General features: G+C 73.9%; 10 protein-coding genes and 1 tRNA gene. 8 read left to right on the top strand and 3 right to left on the bottom strand.

What is annotated here, in order from left to right:
- Positions 1-147 precede the first annotated feature (147 nt).
- The 5 genes from tmk (at position 148) to EKD16_RS21210 (ending at position 6,517) form a co-directional block, all read left to right on the top strand.
- Positions 148-2,595, top strand: coding sequence for a dTMP kinase (tmk, locus tag EKD16_RS21230; protein WP_131100748.1), 2,448 nt, complete (start codon positions 148-150; stop codon positions 2,593-2,595).
- A 175-nt stretch (positions 2,596-2,770) separates the two neighbouring features.
- Entirely contained in the window at positions 2,771-3,961 is a 1,191-nt protein-coding gene (locus EKD16_RS21225) for a DNA polymerase III subunit delta' (RefSeq protein ID WP_242677099.1), read from the top strand.
- Positions 3,962-4,330: 369 nt separating this feature from the next.
- The gene (locus EKD16_RS21220) at positions 4,331-5,878 is read left to right on the top strand and encodes an alpha/beta hydrolase (RefSeq protein ID WP_341351854.1); all 1,548 of its coding nucleotides are present in this window, start codon (positions 4,331-4,333) and stop codon (positions 5,876-5,878) included.
- A 104-nt stretch (positions 5,879-5,982) separates the two neighbouring features.
- Positions 5,983-6,055 (top strand) — tRNA-Thr (locus tag EKD16_RS21215).
- 111 nt (positions 6,056-6,166) lie between these two features.
- On the top strand, positions 6,167-6,517 hold the full coding sequence (locus EKD16_RS21210) for a hypothetical protein (RefSeq protein WP_131100744.1): 351 nt from the start codon (positions 6,167-6,169) through the stop codon (positions 6,515-6,517).
- A 108-nt stretch (positions 6,518-6,625) separates the two neighbouring features.
- On the opposite strand, the gene EKD16_RS21205 is transcribed toward EKD16_RS21210, so the two are convergent.
- Entirely contained in the window at positions 6,626-8,005 is a 1,380-nt protein-coding gene (locus EKD16_RS21205; RefSeq protein WP_131100742.1) for a 6-phospho-beta-glucosidase, read from the bottom strand.
- A 167-nt stretch (positions 8,006-8,172) separates the two neighbouring features.
- Here EKD16_RS21205 and EKD16_RS21200 point away from each other — a divergent pair, with 167 nt between their 5' ends.
- A complete protein-coding gene (locus EKD16_RS21200; RefSeq protein WP_131100740.1) occupies positions 8,173-9,327 on the top strand; it encodes a carbohydrate kinase family protein in 1,155 nt (384 codons plus the stop codon).
- Between the two features lie 144 nt (positions 9,328-9,471).
- Here EKD16_RS21200 and EKD16_RS21195 read toward each other — a convergent pair whose 3' ends face one another.
- Entirely contained in the window at positions 9,472-10,320 is an 849-nt protein-coding gene (locus EKD16_RS21195; protein ID WP_131100739.1) for an exonuclease domain-containing protein, read from the bottom strand.
- 296 nt (positions 10,321-10,616) lie between these two features.
- Between EKD16_RS21195 and EKD16_RS21190 the strand changes: the two genes are divergently transcribed.
- Positions 10,617-10,874, top strand: a complete 258-nt coding sequence (locus tag EKD16_RS21190; RefSeq protein ID WP_131102844.1) for a hypothetical protein — start codon at positions 10,617-10,619, stop codon at positions 10,872-10,874.
- A gap of 98 nt (positions 10,875-10,972) precedes the next feature.
- A complete protein-coding gene (locus EKD16_RS21185; RefSeq protein WP_131100737.1) occupies positions 10,973-11,341 on the top strand; it encodes a hypothetical protein in 369 nt (122 codons plus the stop codon).
- 66 nt (positions 11,342-11,407) lie between these two features.
- Here the strand turns inward: EKD16_RS21185 and EKD16_RS21180 are convergent, their stop codons facing one another.
- Positions 11,408-11,971 carry a hypothetical protein gene (locus tag EKD16_RS21180; RefSeq protein WP_242677098.1) on the bottom strand — a complete coding sequence of 188 codons (564 nt, stop codon included), beginning with the start codon at positions 11,969-11,971 and terminating at the stop codon, positions 11,408-11,410.
- Positions 11,972-12,212: the final 241 nt, after the last annotated feature.

Raw genomic sequence — 12,212 nt, 5'->3', positions numbered from 1 at the left:
CCGCGCGTCCGAGCGAGCTATCGCCTTTCTCACGTTTCGCACTAGGCTGACGATTGCCCCGCGGCGCGACGCGGACTTCGCTGCACCCGGCCCGATCCGGGCCGATAGCCCGATTCCCAGCACCAGAACAGTCGATACTTCATCGCTATGAGCAGATCTGCCCCCTTAGGAGCGCCGGGCGAGGCGCGCGGCGTACTTTCCAGCAAGCCGTTCCGCCGCCTGTGGGTCTCGCTGTCGCTCTCCAGCCTCGGCGACTGGCTCGGCCTGCTCGCCCTGGTCGCCTTGGCGGCCGCGCTGACCGCCGACGCCGACCCGTTGGTGCGGGCCTACGCGGTCGCCGGCGCCGCCGCCGTCAAACTGGCGCCGCCGGTGCTGCTGAGCCCGTTGGCCGCCCTGCTGGCCGACCGGTTCGACCGGCGGCTGACGCTGGCCGCCGCCGACGCCGCCCGCGCCCTCCTCTACCTGTCCATTCCGATCGCGGGCCGCCTGGACTGGCTGCTGATCGCCGGGTTCCTCGCCGAGATCGCCGCGCTGGCCTGGACTCCGGCCAAGGACGCCATGCTCGGCGAGCTGGTTCCCAAGCGCAAGCAGGCCCACGCCACACGGCTGGGCCTGCTGACCGTCTACGGTGCGGCGCCCGTCGCCGCCGCGGTATTCGCGGTACTCGCGTCGCTGAGCTGGCTGGTCGGCGCGCTGGTGCCCGGCTCGGGCGGCGCGGCCTCGGCCGACGCGTTCCTGGTGCCGCAGACCGACGCGTCGCTGTACGCGGCGGGGGCCGTGTTCCTCGCGTCGGCCCTGTCCGCCTGGTTGCTGCCCAAGCCGCGCCGAGCGGCGCCGGAGACTCCGCCGACGGCCGCCCCCGCGGGACCTCCCGCCGCGGCGGGTGCGGCCGCCGACAACGAGCGCACCAGCCCGCTGGCCACCACCGAGGGCACCGCTCCGCTCGCCACGACCGGCACCACCGACCCTCTGCAGACCACAGAGGGCGATGCGGACGCCGCCCGCTCCAACGAGCGCACCGCCCCGCTGACTCCGGCCACCGGACCCGCGGTCGCCGCCGACAACGAGGCCACGGCGCAGCTGTCCCCGGCGCCCGAGCCCGCGGCCGGCGCGGGGCCTTCGGCTGCGCGAGGTGCCTCCGCGCAGCCCGCCACCGGGCAGTCGGCCCCCGCGGCCGCTTCGGGCGGCCACCGCTACCGCCCGGAGAACCTGCTGCGCACGCTCTGGCAGGGCAGGCGGTTCGCCGGGACGACGCCGCTGGTGCGGGGGCTGCTGGCCGGCATGGTCAGCGTGTTCCCGGCCGTCGCCGCCGTGGCCGGCGTGGCCCGCCTGCACGTGGCGAGCCTGGGCGCGGGCAACGCCGGCTTCGGCGTGCTGTTCGCCGCCGTCTTCGCCGGCGCGGGCCTGGGCATGGCGGCCGGTCCGCGCATCCTGCACCACCTGAGCCGCCCGCGCCTGCTCGCCGTGAGCATGGCCGCGGCGGCGCTGGCGCTGCTCGCCGCCGGCCTGATCCCGAACATGGTCGTGGCCGCGGTGGCGGTGGCACTGGCCGGCGCCGCCGCCGGCATCACCTGGGTGACCGGCGTGACGCTGCTCACCCAGGAGCTGGAGGAGGACATCCGGACCCGCACGCTGGGCTACCTCAACGCGGTGGCCCGCACGCAGCTGCTGGTCGCGATGGTCGCCGCACCGCTGCTCGCCGCTGTCATCGGCGACTACGCGGTCGCCTTCGGCGAGCTGACCTACGGCTTCCTGGGCACCGGAGCGGTGCTGCTGATCGCGGGGGTGCTGGTGCTCGCGGCGTCGGCGGTCACCTACCGCCGGGTCGACGCCCGCGGTGAGGCCCCGCTGAGCAAGGAGCTGTTCTTCGCGCTGCGCGGTCTTCCGCTGCCCACCGTCGAGGCGAAGCAGGAGGAGCGCAGCCTGCCCGGCACCTTCATCGTCCTGGAAGGCGGCGAGGGAGCCGGGAAGTCCACCCAGGCCGGCCGGCTGTCGGTGTGGCTGCGCGACGAGGGCTTCGAGGTCGTGACCACCCGCGAACCCGGCTCGACGAAACTGGGGATGCGGCTGCGGGCGCTGCTGCTGGACCGGGAGCACACCGGCATGTCGGCGCGCGCCGAGGCGCTGCTGTATGCGGCCGACCGCGCCGAGCACGTCGCGTCGGTGATCCTGCCGGCGCTGCAGCGCGGCGCCATCGTCATCAGCGACCGCTACGTCGACTCGACCCTGGCCTACCAGGGCACCGGACGCGAGTTGCCGCGCGACGAGATCGAGCGTGTCAACGAGTGGGCCACCGAGGACCTCGCTCCGCACCTGACCGTGCTGCTGGACATCCCGCCGGAGCAGGGCCTCGCCCGCCTCGGCGGCAGCACCGACCGGATGGAGGGGGAGTCGGAGGAGTTCCACGCGCGCGTGCGCAGCGGCTTCCGCGAGTTGGCCGAGCGCGACCCGTCCCGCTATGTCGTGGTCGACGCGCGCGAGTCCGCCGAGGAGATCACTCGCGACATCCGGCGCCGCATCCGCCCGCTGCTGCCCGACCCGGTGCCGCAGGACGCCGAGGCGATCACCGGCATGATGCCCACCATCAAGGAGTAGTCCGCGAAAGCGCGTGCCGACGGCCGCCGGAGTCCCCCGACTCCGGCGGCCGGACCGCTTCCGGGGCCTGCTCGCGGCCGGGATGTCGTCCGCCCGGTCTATCCTGTGGGCAGGCCGGGCGGAACTCCGCATCGGCCGGGCCGAGCGGGCGATACAGCGGCAGCGGGGCGCAGACGTGGACGAACGACGGGAAGCCGGGGTCTTCGACGACCTGGTGGGCCAGGACGCCGTGGCCGAGCGGTTGCGCGCGGCCACCCGCGCGGCCGCCGACCTGCTCGCCGGAGGACCGGGCGAGGGTATGACCCACGCCTGGCTGTTCACCGGCCCGCCGGGGTCCGGCCGGGCCGAGGCCGCGCGCGCGTTCGCCGCCGCGCTGCAGTGCCCCCGCGGCGGCTGCGGCTCGTGCGAACCCTGCCACCAGGTGCTCGCCGGCACCCACGCCGACGTGCTCTACGTGCGCCCCAGCGGGTTGAGCTTCGGCGTCGACAAGACCCGCGAGCTCGTGCTGCAGTCGGCTTCCCGGCCCACCCAAGGGCGCTTCCGCGTCGTGCTCTTCGAGGACGCCGACCGCGCCACCGAGGCCGCCTCCAACGCGCTGCTCAAGGCCGTCGAGGAACCCTCGCCGCGCACCGTCTGGCTGCTGTGCACGCCCACCGCCGAGGACATGCTCGTCACCATCCGCTCGCGCTGCCGCCAGGTGAGCCTGGTCGCTCCGCCGACCCGGGCGGTGGTCGACCTGCTGGTCTCCCGGGAGGGCATCGACCCGGCACAGGCCGAGGAGGCCGCCCGCGCCGCCGGCGGCCACGTCGCGCGAGCCCGGCAGCTGGCCACCGACCCCGAGGCCAGGAAGCGCCGCTCGGAGGTGTTGGGGATGCCGGCCCGGCTGGACGGCACCGGTGCGTGCGTGGACGCGGCGGCACGGCTGTACGAGCTGGCGGAGGCGGAGGCGAAGGCCACTACCGCCGAGCTGGACGAGCGGGAGCGCGCCGACCTCAAGGCGGCGTTCGGCGAGGGTTCCACCGGCAAGGGCGTGGCCAAGGCCGTGCGCGGCGCGTCGGGGGCGCTGAAGGACCTGGAGGAGCAGCAGAAGCGACGCGCCACGCGCATCAAGCGCGACACCTACGACCTGGCGCTGATGGATCTGGTGGCGTTCTACCGCGACGTGCTCACTCTTCAGCTGGGCGCGCGAGTGGAGCTGTCCGCGTCCAGCCACGAAGGCGACCTGAACCGCGTCGCGCGCGCCTCCACTCCGGAGGCGAGTCTGCGCCGCATCGACGCCATCATGCTCTGCCGCGAACGCATCGCAGCCAACGTCCATCCGCAGATCGCGATGGAGGCGATGACGGCGGCCCTCTACCAGGGCTGATACCGGGCGGTCGCAGCGGCCGCCCCGAATCGGCTCAACAGACAGCCCCGGTCAGGACCGGGCGACCGCGTGTCCGTAATGCCGGGGTTCGCAGGGGCGAGCCGGACCGGAGCGCCGCACGCCGCCCCGCCCGGCCCCGGGAGCGGGATAGCCCCTGCGGGGGCGGAAGGGGCACCGCCGTCGCCGCCGCTTTTCAGTTCAGGCAACCCGACACCCGCCCGGTTCCAAGGCCCGGAAAGGCCGCACAGCAGACCGGCGTGCTTGAACACGGCTTAGGGTGGCGCTTGTGCAGAAGATGACGGCCACCGGCGGCGGGCTCCGCGTGTCGCGGATACGAGCCGGGCGGACTCGGATGGGTGCGGCGGCGCGGTGAGGTACCCGGTGCGGATGGGTGCGGCGGCGCTGGCGCTGGTCGCCGCGGCTGCCGGGTGCAGCGGCACCGGTGGCGGCGCGCCCGGCGGTGCGGGCGCCGCCGACGACGCGCTCGCCGAGTTCTACGGCCAGGACATCGACTGGCGCGACTGCGGCGACGAGGGCGCCGAGTGCGGCACGTTCGAGGTCCCGCTCGACTACACACGACCCGCTGGGGAGCGGCTGGAGATCGCGGTGCAGCGCATCCCCGCCTCCTCGCCCGACCCGCTGGGATCGCTGGTGGTGAACCCGGGCGGGCCCGGGGGGTCGGGGTTCGAGTACGCCGAATCGGCGGCCGCCCACACCATCGGCGATTCTGTGCGCAAGCGCTTCGACGTCGTCGGTTTCGACCCGCGGGGCGTGGAGCGCAGCGCTCCGCTCACGTGCCTGCGGCGGTCCGGGATGGACGACTTCATCGCGATCGACTTCACCAGCGAGGACGGCGACTCCGACCCCGCCGAGGTCAGCGACGCCGGGCTGCGGGAGTTGGCCGGGGTAAACCGCGGCTTCGTCGAGGGCTGCCGCGAACTCTCCGGCGACCTGATGATGCACGTGGGCACCGACGAGGTCGCGCGCGACGTGGACGTGCTGCGCTCGGCGTTGGGCGACGACAAGCTCACCTTCCTCGGGAAGTCCTACGGCAGCTTCCTCGGCGCGCACTACGCCGACCGGTTTCCCGAGCGTGTGCGGGCGCTGGTGCTCGACGGTGCGATGCATCCCTCGGCCGGCATCGTCGAACTCGGCATGCAGCAGGCCGAAGGGGCGGGAATCGCGCTGCGGTCCTTCGTCCGCGACTGCCTGGACCGGGCGCGGTGCCCGCTGGGCGGCGCCGAGGCCGGGGTGCAGCAGGCCACCGACCGCCTCGCGGGGCTGCTCGACGATGCCGGTCGCGAACCGCTGCGCAACGGTCTCGACGACGGCCGCGAGGCGACCCGCTCCTGGCTGGAGCTGGGCATCCACTCGGCGCTGTACAGCGAGAGTTCCTGGCCGCGGCTGCGCACCGCCCTGGCCGAGGCGTTCGACGGCGACGGCACCCGGCTGATGGAGATGGCCGGGGACCTCTACAACCGCGGAGACTCCGCCGAGTACACCAACTACACCTCCGCGCTGGTCGCGGTGAACTGCTCGGACCGGCAGAGCCCCCGCGACATCTCCGCTTTCGAAGACGCCGTCGAGGAAGCCCACGACGCCTCCCCGATCTTCGGTGCGGCGCTCACCTGGGGTGGGCTGACCTGCGCCTACTGGCCCGACGAGGCGGCGGCCGAGCACGAGCCGCTGGACGCCGCCGGCGCGCCGCCGATCCTGGTGGTGGGCACCACCCGCGACTCCGCCACCCCGTATACCTGGGCGGAGGCGATGGCCCGCCAACTGGAGTCGGGCGTGCTGCTCACCCGCGACGGCGACGGGCACACGGCCTACGGTCGCGGCAACGCCTGCATCGACGACGCGGTCGATACCTATCTGCTGAAGGCGGAGCCGCCGGAGAAGGGCACGGTGTGCTCGTAGCGGCCGGATCGGCAACGGCCGCGCCGGCGGCGGACTCTTTTCCGCGTACCGGTCGGGTGTTCCGAGGCGCTACACTGGGGACCGCCCCGCGCAGGCGGGGCTGTGCCGCCTTAGCTCAGTCGGCAGAGCGATTCACTCGTAATGAATAGGTCGTCGGTTCGATTCCGACAGGCGGCTCGGCTGCGAGGGCCCGGGGCGACCGCATCGGTCGCCCCGGGCCTTTCGTCATGCACGGTGGCTCCGGGTGCGTTCGGTGAGAATTCAGCTACACCGGGTAGATGCTTGGGCATGAGCCTGCTGCTGATGTTGCTGGCGCTGCTGGGCGCGTTGGCCGTGCTCGGCCTGGGGACCTGGGTCGCGGCACAGGTGCGGCGGAGCTACGGCGACCTGGAGCCGGGCGGGGCCGCACCGGCCGCCGCCACCTCCGCCGAGCCGCCCGCGGGCGGCTACACCCTGATCGACGCCGCCGAGTCGCCGGATGGGCCGCCCCTCCCGGCGGAGACCCTCGCCCACGTGTGCGGCCTGATCGAGCGGGGCCGCGAAAACGAGGCGGCCGGTGCCGTCCGCGACGCCACCGGCTGCGGCACGCACCGGGCCGAGGAGATCGTGGCGGAGATCCGCCGTTCCCGACGGCCGTGAGCTGTCGAGCCGGTCGCCGTCGCCGCGGACGCACCTGCGGTCCGCTGCACGGCGCCTCGCGGGCATGTCGGCCGGATGTGTGCCCGGCCCCAGGGACAGCCGCTTCGACTACGGGCGCGGCAGCACGTCGCCCAGGTCGGGGAACGCCTCCAGGTAGCCTTGCAGCAGCGTGCGAGCCGTTGTGACCGAGTCCACCAGGGGGTGGGCGGCGAAGGCGCGCAGCGCCGGAGTGCGTGATCCGGTGCGCACCGCCTCCATGACGTCGCGTTCCACCGACTTAACGGCCAGCACCAGCGCCAGCTGGTGCCCCGAAAGCGGGGCGGCGGACAGCGGTTGGGCGCCACCCGCGTCCACCAGGCAGGGCACCTCCACCACGGCGTCGTCGTCCAGCCCGGGCAGCGCACCGCGGTTGCGGACGTCGACGATCAACCGCGTCGGCTCGTCGCGGGTCAGCGCGCGCATCACCGCAAGCGCCACTTCCTCGTAGCCGCCGCCCTCCAGGTCGGCCTCGGCGCGTTCGCCGGCGCCGGATGCGCGGCGGTTGTCGGCCATGTAGCCCTGCTCCCGCTCCAGACGGGCGCGGTCCCACAGCTCGAACGCCTCGCCGGGCCGGGCGGCGGCCTCGCGGTAGAACCCGCGCTGCTGCTCGGCCAGCTCCTCGCCGCGGGTCGGCCCCTCGCGGGCGGAATCGGCCGCAGCGGCGGCGGCCTCGCGCGCCATGTAGTAGTAGTGCAGGTATTCGTTGGGCAGTACACCCAGGGTCCGCAGCCACTCGGCGCCGAAGAGCCGCCCCTCCTCGAAGGAGGTCAGCGCGTCGGAATCGGCCAGCAGGTCGGGCAGCCGGTCCCGGCCGCCGCTCCACAGGCCCCGCAGCCACCCCAGGTGGTTCAGCCCGGCGTAGTCGGCACGCACCCCGGCCGGGTCCAGGTCGAGCGCGCGGGCGGCGCGGCGGGTCAGGCCGACGGGGGAGTCGCAGATGCCGATCACGCGATCGCCCAGCACACTCGACATCGCCTCGGTGACCAGGCCCGCCGGGTTGGTGAAGTTCACCACCCATGCGTTCGGCGCGTGCTCGGCGATCGCGCGCGCCACGCGGTGCGCCACCGGGAGCGTACGCAGTCCGTAGCTGATGCCGCCCGCGCCGACAGTCTCCTGGCCGATGACTCCGGCCGAGAGTGCGACGCGCTCGTCGGTCACGCGCCCCGGCATCGCGCCGACCCGGATGGCCGAGAACACGGTGTCCGCACCCTGCAGCGCCGCCGCCAGGGTGTCCTCGGCACGGACGGTCAGCGGCGGCTCGCCGTGAGAGGTGCGGTAGGCGTCGCGCTGCCGCTCCAGCACGGCCCGGATGCCGCGCATCCGCTGCTCGTCGGTGTCGAAGAGCACGACCTCGGAGACGACGGCGTCGCTGCGCGCGGACTCGGCAAGCAGGGCGCGGTGCACCAGCGGGACGCGGAACCCGCCTCCACCGAGGATCGCCAGTCGCACGTCGGTGTCTCCTTCCCGCCGGATTGTGTCACCGGTCAACCGTAGTCTGCGCACAGTGCGGGCGGAGGCGTCCGGACGGGCGTGCCCGGCGCGGCCTGCTTGCATAGCCTGCACTTCTAGGACTCTTGTGAACAGGCCCCTGCCGGGGCGGAATCGCGAGGATGGCCATGGGCGTGCAGAAACGCGCGGACGGAAAGCAGGCGGCGAAGGCCAGCGGTCGGCTGGAGTCGGCCCCTCTTGTGGGGCAGCCGCACGACGTTCTCGCGGGCGACCGCGAACCCGACAGCCCTGCGGTCGATCTCGCGCTCAGCGGGACGGTGTTCTTCGACATCGTCCTCACCGGGCTGACCGCGCCGCCCGCCGCGGGAACCGAGGTCGGCGCCGAGGGCATGGGGTCGTGCCCCGGCGGCGTGGCCAACCTCGCGGTGGCGGCGTCGCGGCTGGGCCTGCGCACGGCGGTCGCCGCCGCCTTCGGCGAGGACGTCTACGGCGACTTCGCCTGGGAGACGCTGGGTGTGCAGGAGCGGGTCGACCTGACGGCGTCGCGCCGCATCCCCGACTGGCATTCGCCGTTCACGGTGTCGCTGGCCTACCGCGGGGACCGCAGCATGGTCACCCACGAGCATCCTTCGCCCACGCCGCAGGAGGAGATGGCCCACGCACTGCCGCAGGCCCGTGCCGCATTCGTCAGCCTGGGCATGGAGCACGGGGTGCCGAAATGGGCGCTGGACCAGGCTGACAAGGGCGCACGGATCTTCGCCGACGTCGGCTGGGACGACAGCGAGACCTGGAGCGGCTCGGTACTGGAGCAGTTGCGCCAGTGCTACGCGTTCATGCCCAACGCGATCGAGGCCATGTCCTACACCCGCACCGGCAGCCCGGCATCGGCGCTTTCGGCGCTCGCGGAGTATGTGCCGGTGGCGGTGGTCACCGACGGCCCCCGCGGGGCGCTGGCGGTCGACCAGTGCAGCGGCGAGTGCGCCGAGGTGGAAGGGCTGGTGCTGGAGGCCATCGACACCACCGGCGCAGGCGACGTGTTCGGCGCCGCGTTCATCGTCGGGACCCTGGCGAACTGGCCGTTGGACCAGCGGCTGCGTTTCGCCAACCTCTCGGCGGCGCTGTCGCTGCGCCACACGGGCGGTTCGCTGTCGGCGCCCGGCTGGGCCGACATCGCCTCGTGGTGGGGCCGGGTCACCGCCGGACAGAGCGACACCGACCGCAGGCTCGCCCGCGACTACGGGTTCCTGGCCGACCTGGTCCCGCTGTCCTGGCTGCCGACAGAGCGGCGCCGCGCCAGCGCCACGATCGGACTGCGGACCTGACCTCGATCAAGCCTGCGCACGGCGCTTCGCGCGTTCGGGCCTCATTTCGGGCCTCATTGCCGCAACCTCCTGTGGCGGCGGCGTCGCAGGTGGCCTACGTCGCAGCCGCAGCTGTGGACGCCGGGGACCGAGGGGCCTGCGGAATCAGGTGGCCGTATAGGGCCAGGTGCCGTCGACGACCGTGCCGTGGCCGGGGCGGCGCTTGTCGAGCCATTCCTGGCGGCTGCGTGCGTAAGCCGCGGCCCACTCGATCTGGCGGGCGTGCAGGGCGGGCAGGTCCAGCGCGGCGACGTCGGGGCGGCGGGCGCCGATCTCGCAGGCGAGTTCCAGACACGCCGCGGCGTCGCCGTGGGCGGTGTGGGCCTCGCGCAGGCTCACTCCGTAGAACTCGCACATGGCGGCGAGGTTGCGGGGGCCGCGGCGGTAGGGGTCGGCACCGCGGTCGATGACCAGCGGGTCGATGATGGGCGCAAGGGCGTCCGCGCCGACACGGGCGGTAAGCGGTGTGAGTTCGTGGCGCCGGAGTTCGCCGGAGAGCACCATCAGGTCGAACGGCGCGTTGAAGACGGTCAGGCCGCGCTCGGCGGTCAGGTGGGTGCTGACGGCGTCGGCGATCTCGTCGAGGGCCTTGGCTGCGGGGAGGCCCTCGTCGCGGGCGCGCTCGGTGGTGATGCCGTGGACCGCGACGGCGTCCTCGGGGATCTCGCGTTCGCCGGGGTCGACCAGCCAGGTGCGTGCGGTGCCCGCGGAGTCGACGAACGCCGCCGAGACCAGGAACGCCTCGCGAGGGTCCCGCGCGGAGGTCTCGCAGTCGTAGCCGGCGAGCGGCCCGGTGTGCCAGCCGATGTGGTCGCCGCGCGGGGGAGGCGTGGGGCGGGGTTCGTGCTCGGTGCAGTAGGTGCGCCACCGCCCGCCCTCCTTGAGGACGACCCCCGCCTGGGCCGCGACGGGGGTGCCGCAGGTGGTGCATGTTCCCGGGTAGCGGTTGCGCATCGTACTCCCCTGCTCTCTACGCGTCTCGGCAATGCTAGCCGCGGGTGGAGACGTTCCTGCGCGCACCGCCCGATCCCGCGGCGCCCGCGGGATCGGGCGCACGGCTCGCGCGCGGTGCTGCGCTGCGATGGCGCCGGGCTGCGCAGGGAAGTCGTGCCGGTGCACGACATGACCCCCGGGCCACGGGGGTAGACAGATTCAACGCGCGGCTCCTCGCGACGGATTCGCGCATGGAGGACCCGGAATCCGAACGCCGCGGCCCCCTCGGGCCGCGCGACCGCAGGGAAGGGGAGGCCATGAGCCTGGACGAGGCAGGACGCCAACTGGAAGCCGCCATTCACGATGCGCGCGTGGCGTTCGACTGCATCGAGCTGGACGACCTGGAACGGGCGCACACCAACGCCATCACCGCCCGCGCTGCAGTCGACGCCGCGGAGTACGCCATCCGGGTCGAGACCGAGCGCAGGGCGGGTGAGCAGGAGGAGGCCGGCGGGTCGGGGTCGGCACCGGAGTCCTCCGGGCCCGGCGGGTCTTCGGAGGAGCTGCCCGGGTAGCCGCCGCACCGGAGCGCTGACAGGCGGGCCGCTACGGCCGGAGCGGGGACCCCCGCCCCGAAATCGAACGCATGTACGACATCGGGTATGCTTGTGGCATGCCTGACCAGCAGTTATCTCCGGATTGGCCGGAGAGTGTGCATCCACCGGGTTCGGAGTCGTTCGAACAGACCGCCACCGTCTGGTTGTTCGATCACGTCCCCGCCGACTACCGGTTGCACGGTGTGCTGCGGCGGCATCCGGTGGCGCTCTCGCGGCTGGCGCGCCAGCACGTCGCGTCGTCGCTCGAAGGGGCGCGCCAGGGGTACCGCACCGCCCGTGTGGACCTCCGCGACCACCTGCCCCAGCACGCCATCGACCAGGTCATGCACGCCTACCAGGCCGAAGGAAAGCGCATGGCCGCGGTGCTGCGCAGCATCGAGGCCGTCGACGAGGCCCTGCGCACGGCGGCGGGCGGCGCCGAGTAGCCGAACGAGTGGCCGCGGCGGAACCGGCGGCGGGAGTTCGCCGCCGCCCGCGCCGAGCCCCCGGGGTCACCCGGTGACGCGCACGACGACCGCGGGCTCGTCGCCGGTGTTGATCAGTTGGTGGGCGTCGGCGGAGCCGAGTACGCGGGCGCGGTCGGTGGTGAGCTCCTGGACGGCCTGCATCTCGCGATTCGGCGCGACGGTGACCATGTGCGCGCGGCCGTGGGCCAGCTGCAGGACCGCCGCGTGCCGACCGTTCTCGGCGGGGACGGCGGCGAACTCGTTGGGCCGCAGGACCAGGAGGCTGACGCGCATCCGGCCGGACGTCCCGCGGCGAGCCGCGCGCGGTGCCGGCTGCCAGCGCCCCCTGCGGCGGGGCCACAGGCCGGGCCTGCCCAGCGCGGCGGCGGCGTTTCGGGCGGCGGCCGCAAGTCGGCCGATCGTGGGTGCGCGGCGGGTCTGCAGGTGCGGATAGGGCGCGGGTTGTCCGGCGAGCACGATGTCGCCGATGCCCTCGGGCGACGGCGCCGGTACCGCCGAGGCGGGCGAAGCGGGGGAGGACGGGCTGTGATCGGTTCGGCGCTTGCCGTATTCGGTCGCGGTTGCGGTCGCGGCGGCGTCGTAGGTCATGGGTGAAGCTGTCCTTCGCGGAGTGGGGCCGCCGATGCGCGCGCATCGGCGCCCGGGAACGGGATGCCGGTCCTCGGCGGCAAGGCGCCGTGGCGGAGCCGGCGCGTGAAGACGCGCGGGGCCCGTGCGGACCGGTGGAGCGGAGGCGGTGCCGTCAGGCGGTACTGCGGCGCGAGCCGACTCAGCGGCGGTGGCGGTCCTGCGGACAGCGACACAGACAGCGCGCACCGACCGCACGGCG

The sequence above is a fragment of the Streptomonospora litoralis genome, assembly GCF_004323735.1.
Lineage (GTDB): Bacteria > Actinomycetota > Actinomycetes > Streptosporangiales > Streptosporangiaceae > Streptomonospora > Streptomonospora litoralis.
This window is presented reverse-complemented; position numbering and strand designations above follow the sequence as displayed.

Excerpts from the sequence above, each read along its gene's own strand:
- tmk (WP_131100748.1), top strand. The coding sequence starts at position 148 with ATGAGCAGATCTGCCCCCTTAGGAGCGCCGGGCGAGGCGCGCGGCGTA.
- EKD16_RS21210 (WP_131100744.1), top strand. The coding sequence starts at position 6,167 with ATGAGCCTGCTGCTGATGTTGCTGGCGCTGCTGGGCGCGTTGGCCGTG.
- EKD16_RS21200 (WP_131100740.1), top strand. The coding sequence starts at position 8,173 with ATGGGCGTGCAGAAACGCGCGGACGGAAAGCAGGCGGCGAAGGCCAGC.
- EKD16_RS21195 (WP_131100739.1), bottom strand. The coding sequence starts at position 10,320 with ATGCGCAACCGCTACCCGGGAACATGCACCACCTGCGGCACCCCCGTC.
- EKD16_RS21190 (WP_131102844.1), top strand. The coding sequence starts at position 10,617 with ATGAGCCTGGACGAGGCAGGACGCCAACTGGAAGCCGCCATTCACGAT.
- EKD16_RS21185 (WP_131100737.1), top strand. The coding sequence starts at position 10,973 with ATGCCTGACCAGCAGTTATCTCCGGATTGGCCGGAGAGTGTGCATCCA.
- EKD16_RS21180 (WP_242677098.1), bottom strand. The coding sequence starts at position 11,971 with ATGACCTACGACGCCGCCGCGACCGCAACCGCGACCGAATACGGCAAG.